18 protein-coding genes are annotated in these 22,339 nt (G+C 61.1%); 8 read left to right on the top strand and 10 right to left on the bottom strand.

Going from position 1 to position 22,339, the window contains the following annotated elements:
- A partial coding sequence (locus AACR77_RS20040; RefSeq protein WP_052224770.1) for an aromatic amino acid transport family protein occupies window positions 1-1,025 on the bottom strand: 1,025 nt, incomplete at its 3' end.
- A 300-nt stretch (window positions 1,026-1,325) separates the two neighbouring features.
- Window positions 1,326-2,312 carry a catabolite repressor/activator gene (gene cra, locus AACR77_RS20035; RefSeq protein ID WP_010674823.1) on the bottom strand — a complete coding sequence of 329 codons (987 nt, stop codon included), beginning with the start codon at window positions 2,310-2,312 and terminating at the stop codon, window positions 1,326-1,328.
- 307 nt (window positions 2,313-2,619) lie between these two features.
- Between cra and fruB the strand changes: the two genes are divergently transcribed.
- Genes fruB through fruA form a run of 3 tightly spaced genes read left to right on the top strand, consistent with a single transcriptional unit; the run spans window position 2,620 to window position 6,430 of the window.
- The gene (fruB, locus tag AACR77_RS20030) at window positions 2,620-3,720 is read left to right on the top strand and encodes a fused PTS fructose transporter subunit IIA/HPr protein (protein WP_010674822.1); all 1,101 of its coding nucleotides are present in this window, start codon (window positions 2,620-2,622) and stop codon (window positions 3,718-3,720) included.
- Entirely contained in the window at window positions 3,720-4,709 is a 990-nt protein-coding gene (gene pfkB / locus AACR77_RS20025; protein WP_042879539.1) for a 1-phosphofructokinase, read from the top strand. The genes fruB and pfkB overlap by 1 nt, the downstream gene beginning before the upstream one ends.
- Window positions 4,706-6,430, top strand: a complete 1,725-nt coding sequence (gene fruA, locus AACR77_RS20020) for a PTS fructose transporter subunit IIBC (protein ID WP_042879537.1) — start codon at window positions 4,706-4,708, stop codon at window positions 6,428-6,430. The genes pfkB and fruA overlap by 4 nt, the downstream gene beginning before the upstream one ends.
- Before the next feature lie 82 nt (window positions 6,431-6,512).
- On the opposite strand, the gene AACR77_RS20015 is transcribed toward fruA, so the two are convergent.
- Window positions 6,513-6,764, bottom strand: a complete 252-nt coding sequence (locus AACR77_RS20015) for a DUF1289 domain-containing protein (protein ID WP_039040754.1) — start codon at window positions 6,762-6,764, stop codon at window positions 6,513-6,515.
- Between the two features lie 150 nt (window positions 6,765-6,914).
- Here AACR77_RS20015 and mltA point away from each other — a divergent pair, with 150 nt between their 5' ends.
- The gene (gene mltA, locus AACR77_RS20010; protein WP_042017118.1) at window positions 6,915-8,066 is read left to right on the top strand and encodes a murein transglycosylase A; all 1,152 of its coding nucleotides are present in this window, start codon (window positions 6,915-6,917) and stop codon (window positions 8,064-8,066) included.
- Between the two features lie 133 nt (window positions 8,067-8,199).
- Here mltA and yfaE read toward each other — a convergent pair whose 3' ends face one another.
- From yfaE to ubiG, 5 genes are all read right to left on the bottom strand, one after another.
- Entirely contained in the window at window positions 8,200-8,520 is a 321-nt protein-coding gene (yfaE, locus tag AACR77_RS20005) for a class I ribonucleotide reductase maintenance protein YfaE (protein WP_042879535.1), read from the bottom strand.
- Between the two features lie 48 nt (window positions 8,521-8,568).
- On the bottom strand, window positions 8,569-9,702 hold the full coding sequence (gene nrdB, locus AACR77_RS20000) for a class Ia ribonucleoside-diphosphate reductase subunit beta (protein WP_042017109.1): 1,134 nt from the start codon (window positions 9,700-9,702) through the stop codon (window positions 8,569-8,571).
- A 79-nt stretch (window positions 9,703-9,781) separates the two neighbouring features.
- The gene (gene nrdA, locus AACR77_RS19995; RefSeq protein ID WP_010674815.1) at window positions 9,782-12,049 is read right to left on the bottom strand and encodes a class 1a ribonucleoside-diphosphate reductase subunit alpha; all 2,268 of its coding nucleotides are present in this window, start codon (window positions 12,047-12,049) and stop codon (window positions 9,782-9,784) included.
- Window positions 12,050-12,637: 588 nt separating this feature from the next.
- The gene (locus AACR77_RS19990; RefSeq protein ID WP_042879533.1) at window positions 12,638-13,324 is read right to left on the bottom strand and encodes an HAD family hydrolase; all 687 of its coding nucleotides are present in this window, start codon (window positions 13,322-13,324) and stop codon (window positions 12,638-12,640) included.
- Window positions 13,324-14,040: a bifunctional 2-polyprenyl-6-hydroxyphenol methylase/3-demethylubiquinol 3-O-methyltransferase UbiG gene (ubiG, locus tag AACR77_RS19985; RefSeq protein WP_040065603.1), complete on the bottom strand. Its 717-nt coding sequence runs from the start codon at window positions 14,038-14,040 to the stop codon at window positions 13,324-13,326. Before ubiG ends, AACR77_RS19990 begins: the two co-directional genes overlap by 1 nt.
- A 198-nt stretch (window positions 14,041-14,238) precedes the next feature.
- Here ubiG and gyrA point away from each other — a divergent pair, with 198 nt between their 5' ends.
- Window positions 14,239-16,980, top strand: coding sequence for a DNA topoisomerase (ATP-hydrolyzing) subunit A (gene gyrA / locus AACR77_RS19980; RefSeq protein ID WP_042879532.1), 2,742 nt, complete (start codon window positions 14,239-14,241; stop codon window positions 16,978-16,980).
- A gap of 483 nt (window positions 16,981-17,463) precedes the next feature.
- Here gyrA and AACR77_RS19975 read toward each other — a convergent pair whose 3' ends face one another.
- A complete protein-coding gene (locus AACR77_RS19975) occupies window positions 17,464-18,519 on the bottom strand; it encodes a PA0069 family radical SAM protein (RefSeq protein ID WP_042879530.1) in 1,056 nt (351 codons plus the stop codon).
- A gap of 174 nt (window positions 18,520-18,693) precedes the next feature.
- Here AACR77_RS19975 and AACR77_RS19970 point away from each other — a divergent pair, with 174 nt between their 5' ends.
- Window positions 18,694-19,284, top strand: a complete 591-nt coding sequence (locus tag AACR77_RS19970; RefSeq protein ID WP_042879528.1) for a tetratricopeptide repeat protein — start codon at window positions 18,694-18,696, stop codon at window positions 19,282-19,284.
- A 3-nt stretch (window positions 19,285-19,287) separates the two neighbouring features.
- Here AACR77_RS19970 and AACR77_RS19965 read toward each other — a convergent pair whose 3' ends face one another.
- Window positions 19,288-19,503 carry a hypothetical protein gene (locus AACR77_RS19965; protein ID WP_339373228.1) on the bottom strand — a complete coding sequence of 72 codons (216 nt, stop codon included), beginning with the start codon at window positions 19,501-19,503 and terminating at the stop codon, window positions 19,288-19,290.
- 322 nt (window positions 19,504-19,825) lie between these two features.
- On the opposite strand from AACR77_RS19965, the gene thrS reads away from it, so the two are divergent.
- Together thrS and infC are read left to right on the top strand one after the other, a co-directional pair.
- Entirely contained in the window at window positions 19,826-21,754 is a 1,929-nt protein-coding gene (gene thrS / locus AACR77_RS19960) for a threonine--tRNA ligase (protein WP_042879524.1), read from the top strand.
- Between the two features lie 3 nt (window positions 21,755-21,757).
- The gene (gene infC, locus AACR77_RS19955) at window positions 21,758-22,306 is read left to right on the top strand and encodes a translation initiation factor IF-3 (protein WP_026139078.1); all 549 of its coding nucleotides are present in this window, start codon (window positions 21,758-21,760) and stop codon (window positions 22,304-22,306) included.
- The last annotated feature ends 33 nt before the right edge of the window (window positions 22,307-22,339 follow it).

Genomic DNA, 22,339 nt, shown 5'->3' with positions numbered 1-22,339 from the left:
AGCTGTAGAGCAAGGCCGCCCCAGGGCGGCCTTTTCCTGATCAAGCCTTGCGGGAAGTAGAGGGCGAACAGCAGGGGCGGCACGAAGGTGATGAGGCCGGTCTGGGTGCGGCCCTGCCAGTTGTCCTTGCGACGGGTCACCTTGGCCATGAAGTCGAACAGTCCCAGGGTCACCCCGAGGAAGGAGGTGGCGAGCGCGAGATCCGCAAACAGATGCATCGCCTGGTTGAAGGCGGGCCAGCTCACCAGGCCGCCGACGTTGGCCAGCAGGCTGTCCAGGGCGCCGCCGGTCTGGATCAGGGATTGCTGGCCCAGCAGCCCCAGGATGGCGACCTGCCACAGCACGTAGAGCACGAGTGGCAAGGCGGAGCCCCACACGAAGACCCGGCGCAACTGCCTGGGGTTGTCCCCGAGGTAGAGCATGACGCTCGGGATGGAGCCGTGGAAGCCGAAGGAGGTGAAGATGACCGGCAGGCCCGCCAGCAGCAGGCCTTCCCCGAGGGGCATGGAGAGCAGGTGCTGCCCCTGGGCGCGGGGTAGCAGCAGCGCCAGCACCGCCACCATGATCACCAGCTTCACGGTGAACATCAGGCGGTTGAGGTAATCCACCTGCCTGGTGCCGACGCACACCATGCCGCCAAACAGCAGGGTAAAGACCCAGGCCGCCTGCTCCTGGCCGAGGGGCAGGCCGGCATCGGCCAATGCCTGGGCCAGCAGGTTGCTGCCGCCGCTGATGTAGGCGGAGGCCAGGGCGTAGAACAGCATCAGGATGCAGAAGGAGGCGATGCCCTTGCCCCAGGGGCCGAGCAGGTGATCCGCCAGCTGGTGCAGGTACCACTTGCCGGTGCTGAGGCTGGCTTCCACCTGCAGCATGGCGGTGAAGGCCATCAGGGCCCAGAGGCCGATCATCAGCATCAGGGTTGCGGGGCCGCCCAGGGACGAGGAGGCCAGCGGCAGGGCCAGCATGCCGGCGCCTATGGTGGTGCCGGCAATCAACAGGGTACAACCCAGGGTCTTGGTATTCATGTTATCCATCCGAATCTAAAAAAGCATCATGAAGGGTGGCAGGGGGCAAGGTGTCGGGGTGCCTCCGGGGGAAGGCCGGAGGCTAGCAATATCGGAGTGGAGACATCGTTACGAACAGCCGCAGGTTGTAAAACAGGGTTGCCACGTTAGCCGATTAAAATATCGAAAACAAGCGGGAGTGAGCGAAGGTTCTACTGTGAAAGGCGCTTGTGTGGAAATAAATGATGACAGTTGTCTGGAGTGGATGGCGTAAAAACACGCAAAGGCGACCGTGGTCGCCTTCGGCACGTCCGTTTCGCGTCAGCGGCGGCGTTTGAGGGTGCGGCTCACATAGTGCAGGCCGCTCTGGTAGTCGCCATTGACCGCCTTGAGGGCCAGCGTCAGGGCCTGGCTTGCCAGGGCGTCGTGCTGCTGGGGCAGGGAGTTGATGCCAAAGGGGAGGAAATCGAGCAGGCGGTCATCCCCGAAGGTAGCCATGGCGAGCTGGCTCATGTCGGCCTCCTGCTCCAGCAGGTAGTCGAGCACCCCCTCCATCAGGATGTAGGAGGTGGTGATCAGCGCCTCGGGCAGTTGGCCGAGCTGCTGATGGAGCGTCTTGATCAGGCGATACCCTTCGGTGCGCGAGAAGTGGGCCCCTTCACACAGGTGGCGGGTCGCACTGTGACTGGCAATCGCCTGTTCGAAGCCCGCTTTTCGCTCCTGACTGATCGTCAGTTCCGGCAGTGCAGTGATCAAGGCGATATGACCGATGGCCGGGGTGAGCAGGGAGGCGGTGAGGTCCAGGCTCGCCTTCTGGTTTTCACTCGCCACGGTGACGAAGTGCTCGGTGGCCATGGCACGGTCGATGGCGAGGATCTGCACGCCCCGGGACTGCTGCTCCAGGTAGAAGGGATCCGCCGGGGGGAGGCAGCTTGCCACCAGGAGCGCGTCCACATGGCGGCTCACCAGCATCCGGGCCAGCTCCTTTTCGGTGTCCGGATCGTCCTCCGAGCAGACGATGAGCAACTGATATCCCTGGGTGCGGGCCCCTTGCTCCAGGCGCTTGGCGAGCTTGGCGTAACTGGCGTTTTCGAGGTCGGGCAGGATGAAGCCGAGGGTGCGGGTCTGGCCGCCGCGCAGGGAAGCGGCGCGGCTGTCCGGCTGATAGTTGTGGGCATGGACCACGGCCATCACCTTGTCGCGGGTTGCCTGGCTGATGCGGTATTGATCGGCCTTGCCATTGATCACATAGCTGGCGGTGGTGCGAGAGACACCGGCCAGCGCGGCGATTTCATCCAGTTTCATCATGTTGGCTCTGTTTGAGTTGCAAGGCCCGCGCCGGTTCCTGGTTGGGGCGCCGAAAAGTGTGCGCGGGATCATATCATTGAAACGTACTTTCTGCGGGATCTTGAACAATGCGCTGAAACGATTCAGTCTGAGTGTAAGTGAAACGATTCAGCTTGTCAGTAACGGATGATTATCTGCACTTGGAAATGGGTTCCGGCTCACCAAAGCGAAAGATCACCGTCTATTGTCAGCAGGCAAGTTACCCGAAAATCGAGTTGAGTTGAGCCGGTACGCCGCGAGGTGAAGCCGGACCTGATGGAGAATCTCTATGTTGAAGTTGGCGCGACAGCAAATCCTGCTGGGACAATCGGTGACGACCAAGGCGGACGCCATCGCCCTGCTGGCAAGCAAACTGACCGACGCCGGTCTGGTTGAAGCAGGTTACGTGGACGGCATGCTGGCGCGGGAAGCGCAGCACGCCACCTATCTTGGCAGCGGTATCGCCATTCCCCACGGCACCACGGACACCCGTCATCTGGTGAAGAGCACCGGCGTCATGGTGGCCCAGTTCCCCCACGGCATCGAGTGGGACGAGGGGCAGATTGCCTACGTCGCCATCGGCATCGCCGCCAAGTCCGACGAGCACCTGGGGATCTTGCGCCAGCTCACCCACGTGCTGGGTGACGAGCAGGCCGCAGCCCAGCTCAAGGGGGCGACCGACGAAGAGACCATCATCAATATCCTGACTGGCGCGACTGCCGCCAAAGAGGTGCAATACCTGACCCTGGCGGACTTCCCGGCCGACGACCAGGACCAGTTGCTGCTGGGGGCTGCGGCCCGCGCCAAATCCGCAGGCTGGGGAGACGCCGCCATGGTGAGCGCCCTCCTGGCCAGCCAGCCTGTTCACCTGGGGGAGGGCATCTGGCTGGCCCGTGCGCAAGCGGCCCAGACCGGTTGGGTGCTGGCCACCCCGAGCACCCCGCTGAACGTCGGTGAATTGCCGGTCAGCGCCCTGCTGCTGCTGTGTGCCGCAGATAGCGGCCATTTACCGCAACTCGAGAATCTGGCCAAGCTGGCCGCAGCCGGCCAGTTGGCCACCCTTTCTGGCAGCGACGGTCTTGCCATGTTGCAGGCGGGTCCGGCGAGCGGGCTGTCCGAGACCTTCACCATCATCAACCCTCACGGTCTGCACGCCCGTCCGGGCGCCATGCTGGTCAAGGTGGCCAAGGAGTATGAATCCGACATCCGCGTCGCCAACCTCGATGGCAGCGGTGAAGCCGTCTCTGCCAAGAGCCTGATGAAGGTGATCGGGCTTGGGGTCAAATGCGGTCATCGTCTGGCGTTTCGCGCCGAAGGAGCGGATGCCGAAGCAGCTCTCAAGGGCATTGGCGAAGCCATTGCCGCCGGCTTGGGCGAGGGGGCGCACTGATGGACATCGTCACCATCACCCTCAATCCCGCGCTCGATCTCACCACCCGTCTGGAGGTCATGCACCCTGGCGAGGTCAATCTGGTGAGCGAGGCCAACTTGCGCGCCGCGGGCAAGGGGATCAACGTCGCCATGGTCTTGAAAGATCTCGGCCGTGACGTAGGCCTGACCGGCTGGCTCGGCGAGGGTAACCAGCAGAGCTTCGTCTCTCTGTTCGAGGAGCGTGCCCTTGCCGATCACTTCGTGCGCGTGGCGGGCGACACCCGGATCAACGTCAAGATCTCCGAACAATCCGGCCGGGTGACCGATCTCAATCTGCCGGGACTCGCGGTGCAGGAGGGCGACGTCAGCGCCCTGGAAGCGGCGCTGGAGCGACTGGCTCCCCACACTGACTGGTTCGTGCTGGCGGGCAGCCTGCCCAAAGGGGTGGCCCCCGATTACTGCGGCCATCTGATCCGTCTGCTCAAGGCCAAGGGCAAGCAGGTGATCTTCGATTGCAGCGGCGCGGCGTTGAGCGAAGGGATCAAGGCGGCGCCGACCCTGGTCAAACCCAACCTGGAAGAGCTGAGCCAGTGGGCGGGTCGCCCCGTCAAGACCCTGAGCGAGCAGGCCGAGTGCGCCCGCGCGCTGCAGGCCAGCGGGATCCCCAACGTGGTGATCTCCAATGGCGCCGACGGCCTCATCTGGTTTGCACCGGATGCCACCTGGCAGGCGATTCCGCCGCGCATGGAGGTGGTCAGCACCGTGGGTGCCGGCGACTCCCTGGTGGCGGGCCTGGTCCATGGCATGAGCCTGGACTGGACGCCGGAGCAGACCCTGCGGCTGGCCACCGCCGTCTCGGCACTGGCGGTGAGCCAGGTCGCGGTCGGCTTCAACGATATCAATGTGCTCAAACCGTTACTCGAGCAGGTGCGCGTACAGCGTCTGGATGATCTGGCACCGACTCAACCCCAACCCCATTTGATGGCTAACTCAGGAGATGCCCAATGAAAGCAATTCTGGTTACGGCTTGCCCGGCGGGCATTGCCACCAGCTTTCTCGCTGCAAAACGGATAGAACAGCAGGCCAAACTGGCTGGCTGGGAGCTCACCCTCGACGTCGACTCCAGCGTGCAGCCCCGTCAGGTCCCCTCGAAAGAGCAGATTGCCGCCGCCGACCTGGTGCTGGTCGTTGCCAGCGCACCGGTGGATCTGGCCGCCTATGACGGCAAGTCGCTCTATCGGGGCGACATGGATCTGGCGCTCCAGGATCCCGCAGCCCTGCTGGAAGCCGCGCGAAGCGGTGCCAGCGTCTATCGCCATGAGGCGGCGCATGTGGTTGCCAAACCGGCCAGCGGTGCCAAGCGCATCGTGGCGGTGACGGCCTGCCCGACCGGGGTGGCCCACACCTTCATGTCGGCCGAGGCCCTGGAGACCATGGCCAAGCAGCTGGGTCACCAGATCCGCGTCGAAACCCAGGGCTCGGTCGGTGCCCAGAATGCCTTGACGGCGGACGAGATTGCCGCCGCCGATCTGGTGTTCCTCGCCACTGACATCGAGGTGGACATGGCGCGCTTTGACGGCAAGCCCGTCTATCGCACCAGCACGGGGGCGGCCCTCAAGAAGACCCGCGCCGAGCTCGACAAGGCCTGGACCGAGGCGAAGACCTATCGCCACAGCGGCGCGGCCGCGGTCAAGAAAGAGGAAAAGGCGGGCCCCTACAAGCACCTGCTGACCGGTGTCTCCTTCATGCTGCCCATGGTGGTGGCGGGGGGCCTTATCATCGCGCTCTCCTTCATCTTCGGCATTGAAGCGTTCAAGGAAGAGGGGACGCTGGCCGCGGCCCTGATGAAGATCGGTGGCGGCTCCGCCTTCGCCCTGATGATCCCGGTGCTGGCAGGCTACATCGCCTACTCCATCGCCGACCGTCCGGGTCTGGCCCCCGGCATGATCGCCGGTATGCTGGCAAGCTCGCTCGGCGCCGGTTTCCTTGGCGGCATCGTCGGTGGCTTCCTCGCCGGTTACAGCGCCAAGTTCCTGAGCGACAAGGTGCGCCTGCCGGTCACCCTGGAAGCCCTCAAGCCCATCCTCATCATTCCGCTCTTTGCCAGCCTGTTCACCGGTCTGGTGATGATCTACGTGGTGGGTGGCCCTGTGGCGGGCATCATGAACGCCATGACCGAGTTCCTCAACAACATGGGCTCTGCCAACGCCGTGCTGCTGGGTGTCATCATCGGCGCCATGATGTGCTTCGACATGGGGGGCCCGGTCAACAAGGCGGCTTATGCCTTCGGTGTCGGCCTGCTCGCCTCCAAGACCTATGCCCCCATGGCAGCGGTCATGGCCGCCGGCATGGTGCCTGCACTGGGGATGGGGATCGCGACCTTCCTGGCCAGCAGAAAGTTCATCAAGGCGGAGCAGGAAGCGGGCAAGGCCTCCTTCGTGCTGGGTCTGTGCTTCATCTCCGAGGGGGCCATCCCGTTTGCCGCCAAGGATCCCATGCGCGTCATCCCGGCCTGCATGGCGGGCGGCGCCCTGACCGGTGCGCTCTCCATGCTGTTCGGCTGCGAGCTGGTGGCACCCCACGGTGGTCTGTTCGTGCTCTTCATCCCGAACGCCATCAGCCATGTGATGATGTACATCCTGGCGATCGCGGCCGGTTCTCTGGTGACCGGGGTGGCCTACGCCATGCTCAAGCGTGGCGAGGAGCAGGCCAAGCTGGCGACCGCCTGAGGACGTCACGGCGTGACACACTCTTCATGACAAGGCGGCCCTGGGGCCGCCTTTCTTGTTGAGGGGAGGGGCAACGTGGGATTTAAAAATCCCAGCCCGGCGGGGGCGGCGGATCGGCTGCCTCTGCGGCCTGCGCCTTGCGGCGGGCGGCCTCGACCCTGGCCTTGCGGCTGCGGCACAGGCGCATCACCTCCTGCTGCTGGGCAGGGGTCATGGCAAGCCAGTTGAAACGCTCCTCGCGACTTCGCAGGCATCCCTTGCAATACCCCTTGTTGTTCAGTTCGCAGACCCCGACACAGGGGCTCTGGAGCGGGAAGATTTCGAGCTGTTCCATCCATGACCTCTCACACCTTGTCACCTTGTTATAACCCAGAAGATCACGGCAGGAGAAATCCGTCGTCAGGGGCGTGAAGGCGTTTGCTTTCCCCGGGCAATTTTGGCATCTTCCCCGCCGTGCAAGACACTCGGTGTTATATGAGGACATATGAATAGACATGCGTACTGGTTGGCCGTCGCCGTGGTGGGGCTGGCCGGTTGTGCGGGCAATCCTGAACCGGTCAAGGTGCCCCAGAAGAAGGTGGAATCCGGATGTTTTCTGAACTGCGAGATCCCTGAGAATCTGGGCAAGCAGTATCTGGATGGCGCCCTGCCGGGGGATCTGGTGCGGGTAGAGCGGGTCAACAGCCGCGCCCGCGCCGATTACAGCAAGTTCGGTCCCCAGAGCCGGATGGTGATGGAACGCTCCGGCCGCATGGCGAGCCGCTATGGGGAGCTCTATCGTCAGCTCTCACGCTGGGTCGCCAATGGGGGCAATCCCGCCCATATCACCCAGTACGGCATCAGCCTGGCGCAGCTTGGCGGTGCCGACCGCATGGGCAACGTGCTCTTCACCGGTTACTACTCGCCGGTGCTGGAGGTGCGCCATCGCCCGGACGCCCAGTACAAGTATCCCATCTATGCCATGCCCAACTGCGGCGGCCGCTGCCCGAGCCGGGCCGAGATCCACCGGGGGGCGCTGGCCAACCGGGGGCTGGAGCTGGGCTACAGCAAGTCCCTCATCGACAACTTCCTGATGGACGTGCAGGGTTCCGGCTTCGTTCACTACGGCGATGACGACCGGTTGCAGTACCTTGGTTACAGCGGCAAGAACGGCCACGGCTATGTCAGCATTGGCCGGGTGCTCATCGACCGTGGCGAAGTGCCCAAGGAGCAGATGTCCATGAAGGCCATCAAGGAGTGGGCCAATCGTCAGCCGGAAGAGAGCGTGAAGGAGCTGGTGGAGCAGAACCCCTCCTATGTCTTCTTCGAGCGCCGTCCCACCAATGACGTGGTGGGGGCTGCCGGGATTCCGCTCTTGCCGATGGCGGCGGTGGCTGCCGACAAGACCCTGCTGCCCATGGGTACCCCCATCCTCGCGGAAGTGCCGCTGCTGGACAAAGAGGGCAACTGGACCGGCAAGCACCAGCTGCGGCTGCTGATTGCGCTGGATGTGGGAGGCGCGGTGAAGAAGGGGCACCTCGATCTCTACCACGGCATGGGGGAGAAAGCCGGTGTCGCGGCCGGTCACTACAAGCATTTTGGCCGGGTCTGGAAGCTGGGTCTGCACCACGGGCCGACCGCCGCCCCCTGGTTGTAACGCCCCCGGGTTGTAATGTAAGAGGGGCCATGGCCCCTCATTTCTCTCAAGAGACGGGAGATTCCCATGAAAAAAGCCGCCGGAGCAATCCGGCGGCTTTTTGTTTGCGGGGCAGATCTGGCGATAAGGGCCGTCAGCCCTTTCGGATATCGAGCTTGATGGCGCCCACCGGCTGACAGCAGCAGGGGAGGCACTCCCCCTGGGAGACAAAGGCGAGCGGGACGGCGGCGTAGTGCCCCTTGCCCGCCAGCAGCGGGGTGCGGCAGGCGCCGCAATAGCCGCTGCGGCACTGGAACTCCACGTGATGGCCGTGGCGCTCCAGGGTCTCCAGCACGCTTTCGCCGGGATGGGGGTGCAGCACACCGTCCAGGGTCTGTACCTGGGGGGCTTGCCCCTCCGGCGCCGTGGTGGCGGAATGCAGGGGCGCGTTCAGGGTGGCGGTGGCGTCACTCACGGACGTCGCTCTCCCGCATCATGGTCTGCCAGCAGAGGTCGCCTTGCATCACAGCTCGAAGTCACCCAGATCGTCGGCGTGCACTTCACTGTCTATCTGACCCACCAGATAGGAGCTTACTTCCACTTCCTGGGGCGCCACCTGCACGTTGTCGGAGGAGAGCCAGGTGTTGATCCAGGGGATGGGGTTCTGCTTGGTGCCGGCAAAGGCCGGTTGCAGGCCGACGGCCGCCATGCGCAGGTTGGTGATGTATTCCACGTACTGGCAGAGGATGTCCTTGTTCAGGCCGATCATGGAGCCGTCCTGGAACAGGTACTCGGCCCACTCCTTCTCCTGCAGGGCCGCTTCCTTGAACAGCTCGAAGCAGGCCTGCTCGCACTCGACGGCGATCTCCGCCATCTCGGGGTCGTCGTTGCCGCTGCGCATCAGGTTCAGCATGTGCTGGGTGCCGGTCAGGTGCAGGGCCTCGTCACGGGCGATCATCTTGATGATCTTGGCGTTGCCCTCCATCAGCTCGCGCTCGGCGAAGGCGAAGGAGCAGGCGAAGCTCACGTAGAAGCGGATGGCTTCGAGGGCGTTGACGCTCATCAGGCACAGGTAGAGCTTCTTCTTGAGCTCCCGCAGGCTGATGGTGACTTCGCGATCCCCGATCCGGTGAGTCCCCTCACCGTGCAGGTGATAGACGGAGGTCGCCTCGATGAGATCGTCATAGAAGTGGCTGATGGAGCCGGCGCGCTTCAAGATCTGCTCGTTGGTCACGATGTCGTCGAACACCTGGCCCGGGTTGTTGACGATGTTGCGGATGATGTGGGTGTAGGAGCGAGAGTGGATGGTCTCGGAGAAGGCCCAGGTCTCGATCCAGGTCTCCAGCTCCGGGATGGAGACCAGGGGCAGCAGGGCCACGTTGGGGCTGCGGCCCTGAATGGAATCCAGCAGGGTCTGGTACTTCAGGTTGGAGATGAAGATGTGCTGCTCGTGGGGCGGCAGAGCCTGGAAGTCGATGCGGTCGTGGGAGACGTCCACCTCTTCCGGGCGCCAGAAGAAGGAGAGCTGTTTCTCGATCAGCCGCTCGAAGATGTCGTGTTTTTGCTGATCATAACGGGCCACGTTGACTGACTGGCCGAAGAACATCGGCTCCTTGAGCTGATCGTTTTGGGTCTGGCAAAAAGTAGAGTAAGCCATGGTTCGAATGCCGTGAAATAGGGAAAACAGGAGGGCGGGAGCTTGATGCTCCCGCCCGGTTTATCAGTGCGTTTCGCGGTTAGATCTTGCAAGCCCCGCCAGCGCAGCCGTCATCTTGCAGATCGGTCTGGGTGTCGTCGGCACCATCACGGGTGTTGTGATAGTAGAGGGTCTTGAGACCGTATTTGTAGGCGGTCAGCAAGTCTTTGAGCAACTGCTTCATCGGCACCTTGTTGCCTTCGAAGCGGGCCGGGTCGTAGTTGGTGTTGGCGGAGATCGCCTGATCCACGAACTTCTGCATGATGCCGACCAGCTGCAGGTAACCGTCGACGCTCGGCTGTTTCCACAGCAGTTCGTACTGATCCTTCAGGCGATGGTACTCCGGTACCACCTGCTTGAGGATGCCATCCTTGGAGGCTTTCACCGACACCAGGCCGCGGGGCGGCTCGATGCCGTTGGTGGCGTTGGAGATCTGGCTGGAGGTCTCGCTCGGCATCAGGGCGGTCAGGGTGGAGTTGCGCAGACCCACGGTCTTGATCTCTTCGCGCAAGGTTTCCCAGTCCAGGTGCAGCGGCTCGTTGCACAGGGTGTCCAGATCCTTTTTATAGGTATCGATGGGCAGGATACCCTGGGCATAGGTGGTCTCGTTGAAGGCCGGGCAGGGGCCGAACTCGCGGGCCAGTTGCACGGAGGCCTTCAGCAGGTAGTACTGGATCGCCTCGAAGGTGCGGTGGGTCAGGGCCAGACCGGAACCATCGGAGTAGCGGGCACCGTTTTTCGCCAGATAGTAGGCGTAGTTGATGACGCCGATCCCCAGAGTACGTCGGTTCATGCTGCCCTTCTTGGCTGCCTTGAGCGGGTAGTCCTGATAGTCGAGCAGGGCGTCCAGAGCGCGCACGGCCAGTTCGGCCATCTCTTCCAGATCTTCCAGCTTCTCGATGGCGCCCAGGTTGAAGGCGGAGAGGGTGCACAGGGCAATCTCGCCGTCCTCGTCATCCACGTTGTTGAGCGGCTTGGTGGGCAGCGCAATCTCGAGGCAGAGGTTGGACTGGCGCACCGGCGCCACGGACGGGTCGAACGGGCTGTGGGTGTTGCAGTGATCCACGTTCTGGATGTAGATGCGACCGGTACCGGCGCGCTCCTGCATCATCAGGGAGAAGAGATCCACTGCCTTCAGGGTCTTCTTGCGAATGGCCGGATCCTGCTCGTACTTGACGTAGAGCGCTTCAAACTTGTCCTGGTCCGCGAAGAAGGCATCATAGAGGCCAGGTGCATCGGACGGGGAGAACAGAGTGATGTCGCCGCCCTTGATGAGGCGCTGGTACATCAGCTTGTTGATCTGCACGCCGTAGTCCATGTGACGGACACGGTTCTCTTCCACGCCGCGGTTGTTCTTCAGTACCAGCAGGCTCTCCACCTCGGTGTGCCACAGCGGGTAGAACAGGGTGGCCGCACCGCCGCGCACGCCGCCCTGGGAGCAGCACTTCACCGCCGTCTGGAAGTATTTGTAGAAGGGGATGCAGCCGGTGTGGAAGGCTTCGCCGCCACGGATGGGGCTGCCCAGACCACGGATGCGACCGGCGTTGATGCCGATGCCGGCGCGCTGGGAAACGTAACGCACGATGGCGCTGGCGGTGGCATTGATGGAATCCAGGCTGTCGTCACACTCGATCAGCACGCAGGAGCTGAACTGGCGGGTCGGGGTGCGCACGCCGCTCATGATCGGGGTCGGCAGGGAGATCTTGAAGGTCGAGACCGCATCATAGAAGCGCTTGATGTAGTCCAGACGGGTATCTTTCGGATACTTGGAGAAGAGGCAGGCTGCTACCAGGATGTAGAGGAACTGCGGGCTCTCGTAGATCTCGCCGGTGACGCGGTTCTGTACCAGGTACTTGCCTTCGAGCTGCTTGACCGCCGCGTAGGAGAAGTCCATGTCGCGCCAGTGATCGAGGTAGCCGTTCAGCTCCTCAAATTCCGCCTGGGTGTAGTCTTCCAGCAGGTGCTTGTCGTACTTGCCCATGTCCACCAGTCTGGCGACGTGCTGATACAGGTGGGGCGGCTCGAACTGGCCGTAGGCCTTCTTGCGCAGGTGGAAGATGGCCAGACGGGCAGCCATGTACTGGTAGTCCGGGCTTTGCTCGGAGATGAGGTCAGCAGCAGCCTTGATGATGGTCTCGTGGATGTCGGCGGTACGGATACCGTCATAGAACTGGATGTGGGACTTGAGCTCCACCTGGGAGACCGACACGTTGTCGAGCTTCTCGGCAGCCCAGTCGAGCACACGGTGAATTTTATCCAGATCGATGGGTTCTTTGTGTCCGTTACGCTTCGTCACAAACAAGTTCATTGGCTGATGACCCCTTTCATTGATACCTGCCGGTATCGGTTGATTCCCGAAAAGCCATCGCACAATGGCGCAACCCGGCTCCGTCTGTCGAGGGAAACTGGGCAGGGATTGTGCGATGAATCACAAGATGTAGTGTTATTTTTAATGCGAACTACAAGATAGTGAGGTCGATGCGGTAATGCAATCTGTGGATAACGCATTAGCTGTGGATAAATTGTGGGTGTCGGGACGGGAGTTAGTGGACGCTCACAGCGAACGGGTTTTCATCCGTCCGATCCGTCAAATGCAAGTCCGGCGATCGAAGATGGAAAATTAAAATAACTTTTTTTGCTTGCGAAAGCAGGGTGTTTTTACTAGCAAATCCGGCCTGCTCATCCCTTGTGCAGTCAGGGTCAAAAGGTGTCCTGTTACGCCGTTCGGGGGGTTGCCAAGCCCGTAAAAAGAGGGATCGTCCGGGATCCCTCTGGTGCGCTGCGGGGGGAGCTGCGCGCCGGGGCAGATGCCCACATGGCCATCGGGACAACATCAAAGTTGCCCCGCAGATCCACCTCTATCCGGATGCCTTGTCGGTCATGGGCAATGAACGTGTCAGCTCAGTTCGTAACGCAGCCAGTGGTGCAGGGCCTGCACGGTATCAAAGTGAAGATCGGCGCCCCAGAGGGCGGGATCTTCCTCATTATTGAGATAGCCCCAGCCAGCGACCGCGGTGCGCATGCCAGCATTGCGGCCCGCTTCGATATCCCGCACATGATCCCCCACATAGAGGCAGTGAGCCGCCTCGACCCCCAGCTTCTCACAGGCAAAGAACATGGGGGCGGGGTCGGGCTTGCGTACCGGCAGGGTATCGGCACTGACGGTGACGCCGCAGCTGGCAAGCTGTGGCAGGGCTGCCAGCAGCGGCTCGGTGAGAAAGGCCGGCTTGTTGGTGACGATGCCCCAGGGGAGCTGTTTCTCGTCGAGCCACTCGATAAGATCCACCATTCCCTCATAGGGGCGGGTACCGACGCAGAGATTGGCCGCGTAGTAGTCGAGCAGGGCATTGCGCAGGCGCGTGGCCCCCAGCTCCTCAAGCAGTTCGTCGCCGAGGCCCGCTTTCAGCAGCCCGAGCGCTCCGTGGGAAGTGGTCTGACGAATGATGTCGTCAGAGAGCGGCGCAAAACCTTCGTTTATCAGTACATGGTTGACGGCGGCACCCAGATCCGGGGCTGTGTCGAGCAGGGTGCCATCCAGATCGAACAGCACACCGCGCAGGGGAAGAGGGCGAGAGGCGCTCATCAGCCGTGCTCCGGGCGGACAAACTCCACCATATAGTTGACGTCGACATTTTTGCCGAGCTTGAACTGGTTGGTGAGCGGGGCGTAGTGGACGCCGCTCATATCCCGCACCAGCAGGCCCGCCGCTTCCCCCATGCGACACAGTTCGGCCGGGGTGATGAATTTTTTGTGATCGTGGGTACCCTTGGGCACCATCTTCATCAGGTATTCGGCCCCGATGATCATCATCAGATAGGATTTGGGGTTGCGGTTGATGGTGGAGACGAACACCCGGCCGCCCGGGCGCACCAAGGTGGCGATGGCGCGCAGCACGGAGGCGGGGTCCGGCACATGCTCCAGCATCTCCATGCAGGTGACTACGTCATACTGGCCCGGTACTTCGGCGGCATGGGCTTCGGCGGTGATCTGGCGGTACTCGAGCTCGACACCCTGCTCAAGGGCGTGCAAGCGGGCGACGCCGAGAGGCTCCTTGCCCATGTCGATGCCGGTGACCTTGGCGCCACGGCGGGCCATGCTCTCGGAGAGAATGCCACCACCACATCCGATATCGAGCATGCGCTTGCCAAACAGACCGCCACTTTTGTCGGTGATCCAGTCAAGGCGTACCGGATTGATTTGATGCAGGGGTTTGAATTCACCTTCCATGTCCCACCAGCGGGAGGCGATGGCTTCAAACTTGGCGATTTCTGTCAGATCGACATTGGCATCACTGTTCATTTTTCGAAGATCCTGTGGCAGGGCGCCCGCTTCTGAGTCATGGGCGCAATCTATTGTCTTGGCGGGCATTATAACGGACGGACTTTGTCACACCAGCCCGATCTGATACCCGATTTGTGGCTTAAGGTATTTGGCTCAGTGTGTTACCATGTCGCGCTGTTTAAGCCAAAGAACAACTAATTAGGGATAAGGCTTTCTATGAGCGATCTGGCCAGAGAGATCACGCCGGTCAACATCGAAGAAGAGCTCAAGAGTTCCTATCTTGATTACGCCATGAGCGTGATCGTAGGACGAGCTCTGCCGGATGTGCGTGATGGCTTGAAACCGGTTCACCGCCGCGTTCTGTTTGCTATGAACGAGTTGGGGAACGACTGGAACAAGCCCTATAAAAAATCGGCCCGTGTGGTCGGTGACGTAATCGGTAAATATCACCCGCACGGCGATATCGCTGTGTATGACACCATTGTCCGGATGGCGCAGGATTTCTCCATGCGTTACATGCTGGTCGATGGTCAGGGCAACTTCGGTTCAGTCGACGGCGACAGCGCCGCGGCGATGCGTTATACCGAAGTGCGGATGGCCCGCATCTCCCACGAGCTGCTGGCCGATCTGGACAAAGAGACCGTGGACTGGGTGCCGAACTATGACGGCACCGAGATGATCCCGGCGGTCATGCCTACCAAGGTTCCCAACCTGCTGGTCAACGGCTCCTCCGGTATCGCGGTGGGCATGGCGACCAACATTCCGCCTCACAACCTCACCGAGATTGTCAATGGCTGCCTGGCGCTGATCGAAAACGGCGACCTCACCATTGACGAGCTGATGACCTACATCACCGGCCCGGATTTCCCCACCGGCGGCATTATCAACGGTCGTTCCGGCATCGTGCAGGCGTACCGTACCGGTCGTGGCTCCATCTATGTGCGGGCCAAAGCTGAAGTGGAAGTGGACGAGAAGACCAGTCGCGAGACCATCATCGTTCACGAGATCCCCTATCAGGTGAACAAGGCTCGACTGATCGAGAAGATCGCCGAGCTGGTCAAAGAGAAGAAGATCGAGGGCATCAGTGCCCTGCGCGATGAGTCTGACAAAGACGGCATGCGCATCGTTATCGAGATCAAGCGCGGCGAGTCCGGCGAGATTGTGCTGAACAATCTCTACAAGCACACCCAGATGCAGACCACGTTCGGCATCAACATGGTGGCGCTCGATAACAACCAGCCCAAGGTGATGAACCTTAAAGAGATCCTGGATGCGTTCCTGCTGCACCGCCGTGAAGTGGTGACTCGCCGGACCGTGTTCGAACTGCGCAAGGCGCGGGATCGGGCGCACATTTTGGAAGGTCTGGCGGTTGCGCTGGCCAACATTGATCCCATCATCGAGCTGATCCGCCACAGCGCGACCCCGGCCGACGCGAAAGCGGGTCTGGTTGCCAAGGGCTGGGAACTCGGCAACGTGGCCGCCATGCTGGAAAAAGCGGGCGACGACGCGGCACGGCCAGAGTGGCTGGAGCCTGAGTTTGGTATCCGTGAAGGTCAATACTTCCTGACCGAACAGCAAGCCCAGGCCATCCTTGACCTGCGTCTGCACAAGCTGACCGGCCTCGAGCACGAGAAGATCCTGGAAGAGTACCAATCTCTGCTGGATCTGATCGCCGAGCTGCTGCACATCCTGGCGAGCCCGGCTCGTCTGATGGAAGTGATCCGCGATGAACTGCTGGCTGTGCGTGAGCAGTATGGCGACGAGCGTCGTACCGAAATCAGCATGTCCAGTGCCGAGATCAACATCGAAGATCTGATCACTCCGGAAGATGTGGTGGTTACCCTGTCTCACCAGGGCTATGTGAAGTATCAGCCGCTCTCCGACTACGAGGCCCAGCGCCGCGGTGGTCGTGGCAAGTCGGCCACCCGGATCAAGGAAGAGGACTTTGTGGAGCGTCTGCTGGTGGCCAACACCCACGACACCATTTTGTGCTTCTCCACCCGTGGCAAGGTCTACTGGCTCAAGGTTTACCATCTGCCGGAAGCCTCCCGTGGTGCCCGTGGTCGTCCGATCATCAACCTGCTGCCGCTGGAAGAGGGTGAGCGTATCACCGCTATCCTGCCGGTGAAGGAATATGACGCCGAGAAGTATGTGTTCTTCGCCACCGCCAACGGTACCGTGAAGAAGACCAGCCTGTCTGACTTCAGCCGCCCGCTCTCCTCCGGTATCCGTGCCATCAATCTCAAAGAGGGTGATGAGCTGATCGGGGTGGACATCACCGATGGCAGCAACGAGATCATGCTCTTCTCCGATGCGGGCAAGGTGGTTCGCTTCGCGGAAGGCAGCGGTCGCGCCGATGCCACTGACGAGGTCGACACCGATGACGACGCCGGCAATGACGATGACGGCAGCGACAACGGCGAAGGCACCGAAAGCAAGGGTACCTTCAAGGGCGTACGTCCCATGGGTCGTACCGCTGCTGGCGTGCGCGGCATCAAGCTCGGCGCCGGTGACAAGGTGGTCTCCCTCATCGTGCCCCGTGGCGATGGTGCCATCCTCACCGCCACCGAGAACGGTTACGGCAAGCGTACCGCGCTGGACGAGTACCCGACCAAGAGCCGGGGTACCCAGGGCGTCATCTCCATCAAGGTGGACGAGCGCAACGGCAAGGTGATCGATGCGATCCAGGTCGAAGATACCGACCAGATCATGCTGATCACCAACGGCGGTACCCTGGTTCGTACCCGGGTGTCCGAGGTGAGCGTCATCGGCCGCAACACCGGCGGTGTGCGTCTGATCCGTACCGGTGAAGACGAGACCGTGGTCGGCCTGCAGCGCGTTGCCGAGAGCGACGAAGAGGAAACCGAGGCCCTGGCTGTTGAAGGGGAGGTGTCTGAAGGCACCGACACCGCAGCGGACGCTGGCGCCGTCGATACCGGGGAGGCGGGCGACGAGTAATCGTCCCCCTTTGTCCGGTGTAAAAGAGCGACCTTGATGGTCGCTCTTTTTTTGTCCTCCTCACCGCAGGCTCTCCCTGTCCTTGTGCTTGCCCTGGCCTCTCTTCTCTGCTGCCCGGCTCCGTCTGCTGTGCATGCAGCCCTGCCTGCCACGGCGTCATCTTCCTGATATGCAGGGCTGGCCCCATCGCATCAACACGATTCCTTCACTCGGCTGTCATGGCCCTGTCATGACGGTCAGCCATGCTGCCTGCGTTGAATGAGGCCACCACAGAGGCAGGCATCGCTTGCCAGGAGCACTGTTATGACGAGCTGGGTAATGTGGGAAATCTGGTGGAGCCGGATGTGGGGAGGGCAGGAGAAGGCGCGCCTTAGAGTGGATGAGGAGGAGGTGGCGCACGAGCCATCACGCCTGCCTGCGGAGCTGATTGCACAGCGCCATCCAGCGGGGAGCTGCCCGCCGAGACCACGGGGCTGACGGCGCTCAGAACAGACGCAACTGCTCGCCCGGGCGGATGAAGGCGGCTGTATTGAGTGTTACATGGCGCTTGCCCAGTTGCAGCCGCCTGCTGATCAGGCGAAAGCGCTGGGCGAGCAGGTTGGCAAACTGTCCTTCACCTCGCATGCGGCTACCAAAGGTGGCGCTGTTGAGTGCGCCGCCCCGGCTTGCCCGCAGCTGGTTGAGGATCGCCTCTTTATGGCCGGGATAGTGCGTATCGAGCCAGTCGCAAAAGAGGGTGGTGAGCTCGTGGGGCAATCGCAGCAAGATGTAATCCGCACAGCCCGCCCCGGCGTCGACGGCGGCCTTGATGATCTGTTCCAGTTCCGGCTCGTTGAGCCTGGGGATCATGGGGGCGGCGAGCACGCCGACCGGCACACCGGCCTTGGCCAGTCGTTCGATCACCTTGATCCGCCCAACCCCCGTGCTGGCCCTGGGCTCCAGCTGTCGCCTCAGCGTCTCATTGAGGGTGGTGACCGACACCATCACCTGGCATAACCCTTCCCGGGCCAGCTCGGTCAGCAGATCGAGGTCGCGCAGGATCATGGCGCTCTTGGTGATGAGCCCTACCGGATGGCGATGAGCCAGCATCACCGTCAGGAGTTCGCGAGTCAGGCGATAGTGGTGCTCGATGGGTTGATAGGGATCGGTATTGGCCCCCAGTACGATGGTTTGCGGCTGATAGGCTGGCTTGGCAAACTCCCGTCGCAGCAGCTCGGCAGCATTGGTTTTGGCAAACAGCTTGCTCTCAAAATCCAGCCCGGGGGAGAGCTCAAGGTAGGCGTGGCTGGGTCTGGCATAGCAGTAGATGCAGCCATGCTCGCACCCCTGATAGGGATTGATGGAGCGACCGAAGGGAAGATCCGGCGAATCGTTGTAGCTGATGATGCTGCGGGCGCTGATCTCCGTCACCTCGGTGCGGGGAGCGCTGGCGGCAAATGCCGCGTCCCAGTCGCTCTGACTCCAGCCGTCGTCAACGGTTTCGATTTGCGGGCCGCTGAAGCGGTGCTCGACATTGTGGTTCGCGCCTCGTCCTGCCATCACATCACCAATTAACTGTTTATATATACAGTTATTTTGCTGTGTAGCCCGTTAAACTGCAAGTTCTCAAAGAGCGACCCCATGAAAGAGGGTGAACCCGGGTGATCTCCTGCTTGATCTGTTGCTACATTTCGTTTACATAGACGAAATGCGAACCAGATCACGGAAAATGTCATGCAACCTACTACCGCCCGCTGGCTCTTCATCGCCCTCATTGCGCTGGTCATCTGGCGTCTGATCCCGCTCTCCACCGAGCAGGAGCTGGCGGCGGCCAACCGCGCCTGGCGGACAGGGCACTTTGATGAGGCGACCCGGATCTGGTCGCCGCTGGCGGATCAGGGCCAGCCACGGGCACAGGCGCTGATGGGTTGGAGCCATGAAGTGGGGCAGGGGAGCGAGCAGGATATGGATCGCGCCATCCGACTCTATCGTCAGGCTGCGCAGGCGGGGGACGCTTTCGGCCAGTATCGGCTGGGAGAGGTCTATCTGCGCGGGGCCGGGGTGAAGCGGGATCTGCACGAGGCGTTTCGCTGGATGGAGCTGGCAGCCAGAAACGGTGATGTGCCCGCCATGCTGAAGGTGGGCATCCTGCACCTGATGGGGGTCAACGGGCGGGTTGAACTGGCCGAGGCGAAGCAGTGGCTCTATCAGGCCTCGCAAAAGGGCAACAAGATGGCACTCCAGGTGTTGCAGGAGATGGCGCTGGCCGAGGAGGGACGCAGCGCCTTCGATTTCAATGGCCACTCTTTTCTGAACGCCGGTTAGGGATCAACGGCTGGCGGTGACTTTGCCGGGCGTCACGTCGGTGACATAGAGGGTACTGCGCTCGGCACTGTGGACGATGCTGCATACCTCCCGCTTGCAGCCATCGCCCAGGATCACCAGCTCAGCGATATGGACGGGACAATGAGTCGTGAGAAGGTGATCCGGATGAACCAGCTTTTCTGCATGCTCCGGAAATGAAATGTCGTAGGTGTACATCATGCTCTCCTTGCTTTGGCTGACGCCTCAATCTGGTACAGGGTATGGCAGCAGAAGGGCGCCCTCGCAAGTAGGACAGGTTGACACCCGCGCTTAGGCGGTATGCAAAATCGCCAAGACAGCTTGTCTGGGTTGTCGCGTCTGATACAATCCCCCGCTGTACCTCTCAATGGATGGCCTTGCACACGCCATATGGTGTGCCACTGCCGTGTACCAACCGTATTGTGAACGGTGAAACTCGGGAGTGAACAGCTGGACATGAAAGGGTTTCTCCAACCTGCATGTGGCCTTTGGTAGGGGTCACCACTGTATAAGGAAACACCTAATGCCAATCATTACTCTGCCTGACGGCAGCCAACGTCAATTTGCCCACGCCGTTTCCGTCATGGATGTGGCCGCGGACATCGGTCCCGGTCTCGCCAAGGCGTGCATTGCCGGTCGGGTAAACGGTGAACTGGTGGATGCCTGCGAGCTGATCGAAACCGACTCTTCGCTCGCCATCATCACCGCCAAAGACGAAGAAGGTCTGGACATTCTGCGCCACTCCTGTGCTCACCTGCTGGGTCATGCCATCAAGCAACTCTGGCCCCAGACCAAGATGGCCATCGGTCCCGTCATCGACAACGGTTTCTATTACGACATCGATCTCGACCGCACCCTGACCGACGAAGATCTGGCTGCCCTGGAAGAGCGCATGCTGGCGCTGGCCGCCAAGGATTACGACGTCATCAAGAAGAAGGTCTCCTGGCAGGAAGCGCGCGACGTGTTCGAAGCCCGTGGCGAGACCTACAAGGTCGAGATCCTGGATCAGAACATTGCCCGTGATGACCAGCCCGGTCTCTATCATCACGAAGAGTACATCGACATGTGTCGCGGCCCGCACGTGCCCAACATGCGTCATTGCCACCACTTCAAGTTGCAGAAAATGTCCGGTGCCTACTGGCGCGGCGACTCCAACAACAAGATGCTGCAGCGCATCTATGGCACCGCCTGGGCTGACAAGAAGCAGCTCAAGGCCTATTTGCAGCGTCTGGAAGAGGCCGCCAAGCGCGACCACCGCAAGATCGGCAAGCAGCTCGACCTGTACCACATGCAGGAAGAAGCGCCGGGCATGGTGTTCTGGCACAACGATGGCTGGACCATTTTCCGCGAGCTGGAAACCTTCATCCGCGGCAAGCTCAAAGAGTACGACTATCAGGAAGTGAAAGGCCCCTTCATGATGGATCGCGTGCTGTGGGAGCGTTCAGGTCACTGGGAGAAATACGCCCAGGCCATGTTCACCACCCAGTCCGAAAACCGCGAGTACGCCATCAAGCCGATGAACTGCCCGGGTCACGTGCAGATTTTCAACCAGGGTCTGAAATCCTACCGCGATCTGCCCCTGCGCATGGCCGAGTTCGGCTCCTGCCACCGCAACGAGCCGTCAGGCTCCCTGCACGGCCTGATGCGGGTACGGGGCTTCACTCAGGATGACGCCCACATCTTCTGTACCGAAGAGCAGATCATGGAAGAGGTGTCTGCGTGCATCCGCATGGTCTATGACGTCTACGGCACCTTCGGTTTCGAAAACATCGTGGTCAAGCTCTCGACCCGTCCGGAGCAGCGTATCGGCTCTGATGAAGCCTGGGATCGTGCCGAGGCCGCGCTGGCCGAGGCGCTGGAACTCAACGGCCTGAAGTACGACCTGCAACCGGGCGAGGGGGCTTTCTACGGTCCCAAGATCGAGTTCACCCTGCACGATTGCCTTGATCGTGCCTGGCAGTGTGGTACCGTGCAGCTCGACTTTGCCCTGCCGGGCCGTCTTGGCGCCACCTATGTAGGCGAAGACAACGAGCGCCACATCCCCGTGATGATCCACCGCGCCATTCTGGGCTCGCTGGAGCGCTTCATCGGGATCCTGACGGAAGAGTACGCCGGTCTGTTCCCGACCTGGCTGGCTCCGACCCAGGCCGTGGTCATGAATATCACGGATAACCAGGCCGATTATGCTGTGAAAGTTGCCAAGGCATTGAATGATGCGGGCCTTCGCGCAAAAGCGGACTTGAGAAATGAGAAGATTGGCTTTAAAATCCGCGAGCATACTTTGAAGCGAGTACCCTTCATGCTGGTCTGCGGCGACAAAGAAGTAGAAGCCGGCAAGATTGCAGTGCGTACTCGTAAAGGGGCTGACCTGGGCTCTTATCCTGTTGAAGAGCTGATTGCTCTGTTGACCCAGGAAGTTCAGACCCGCGGACAAAAGAAAGTGGAGGAATAAGCTATAAAAGGCGGAAAAAAACTGGGCAAGCAACCGCAAGCCCGCGCTCACCGGATCAATGAAGAGATCCGTCTGAAAGAAGTTCGTCTGACTGGTCTGGATGGTGAAGCCATTGGCATCACCTCCATTCAGGATGCGCTGAACTTGGCCCTTGAGGCAGGAGTGGATCTGGTCGAGATCAGTCCAAACGCTGAGCCGCCCGTTTGCCGGATCATGGATTACGGCAAATTCCTCTACGAAAAGAGCAAGACCACCAAAGAACAGAAGAAAAAGCAGAAAGTCGTCCAGGTCAAGGAAATCAAATTCCGTCCAGGCACCGACGAAGGCGACTATCAGGTAAAACTACGCAACCTGGTTCGCTTTCTGGAAGACGGGGACAAGGCAAAGGTCACCCTGCGCTTCCGTGGTCGTGAAATGGCCCACCAGGATCTTGGTATCAAGGTTCTCGAGCGCGTCAAGAACGATCTGGAAGAGCTGGCCGTAGTCGAATCGTTCCCGAAAGTCGAAGGCCGTCAAGCTGTGATGGTCCTCGCACCCAAGAAGAAATCTTAAGGCCCACAAGAAATTGACTCATGGGGCTGGCCC

Origin of the sequence: Aeromonas sp. ZOR0002, from assembly GCF_963866995.1 — a bacterium.
GTDB lineage: Bacteria > Pseudomonadota > Gammaproteobacteria > Enterobacterales > Aeromonadaceae > Aeromonas > Aeromonas caviae.
The sequence above is the reverse complement of the archived record's forward strand: the minus strand, read 5'-3'. Positions and strand labels throughout refer to the sequence as shown.

Coding starts and splice junctions, on each gene's coding strand:
- cra (WP_010674823.1), bottom strand. CDS start 2,312: ATGATGAAACTGGATGAAATCGCCGCGCTGGCCGGTGTCTCTCGCACC.
- fruB (WP_010674822.1), top strand. CDS start 2,620: ATGTTGAAGTTGGCGCGACAGCAAATCCTGCTGGGACAATCGGTGACG.
- pfkB (WP_042879539.1), top strand. CDS start 3,720: ATGGACATCGTCACCATCACCCTCAATCCCGCGCTCGATCTCACCACC.
- fruA (WP_042879537.1), top strand. CDS start 4,706: ATGAAAGCAATTCTGGTTACGGCTTGCCCGGCGGGCATTGCCACCAGC.
- AACR77_RS20015 (WP_039040754.1), bottom strand. CDS start 6,764: ATGGAACAGCTCGAAATCTTCCCGCTCCAGAGCCCCTGTGTCGGGGTC.
- mltA (WP_042017118.1), top strand. CDS start 6,915: ATGAATAGACATGCGTACTGGTTGGCCGTCGCCGTGGTGGGGCTGGCC.
- nrdB (WP_042017109.1), bottom strand. CDS start 9,702: ATGGCTTACTCTACTTTTTGCCAGACCCAAAACGATCAGCTCAAGGAG.
- nrdA (WP_010674815.1), bottom strand. CDS start 12,049: ATGAACTTGTTTGTGACGAAGCGTAACGGACACAAAGAACCCATCGAT.
- AACR77_RS19990 (WP_042879533.1), bottom strand. CDS start 13,324: ATGAGCGCCTCTCGCCCTCTTCCCCTGCGCGGTGTGCTGTTCGATCTG.
- ubiG (WP_040065603.1), bottom strand. CDS start 14,040: ATGAACAGTGATGCCAATGTCGATCTGACAGAAATCGCCAAGTTTGAA.
- gyrA (WP_042879532.1), top strand. CDS start 14,239: ATGAGCGATCTGGCCAGAGAGATCACGCCGGTCAACATCGAAGAAGAG.
- AACR77_RS19975 (WP_042879530.1), bottom strand. CDS start 18,519: ATGGCAGGACGAGGCGCGAACCACAATGTCGAGCACCGCTTCAGCGGC.
- AACR77_RS19970 (WP_042879528.1), top strand. CDS start 18,694: ATGCAACCTACTACCGCCCGCTGGCTCTTCATCGCCCTCATTGCGCTG.
- AACR77_RS19965 (WP_339373228.1), bottom strand. CDS start 19,503: ATGATGTACACCTACGACATTTCATTTCCGGAGCATGCAGAAAAGCTG.
- thrS (WP_042879524.1), top strand. CDS start 19,826: ATGCCAATCATTACTCTGCCTGACGGCAGCCAACGTCAATTTGCCCAC.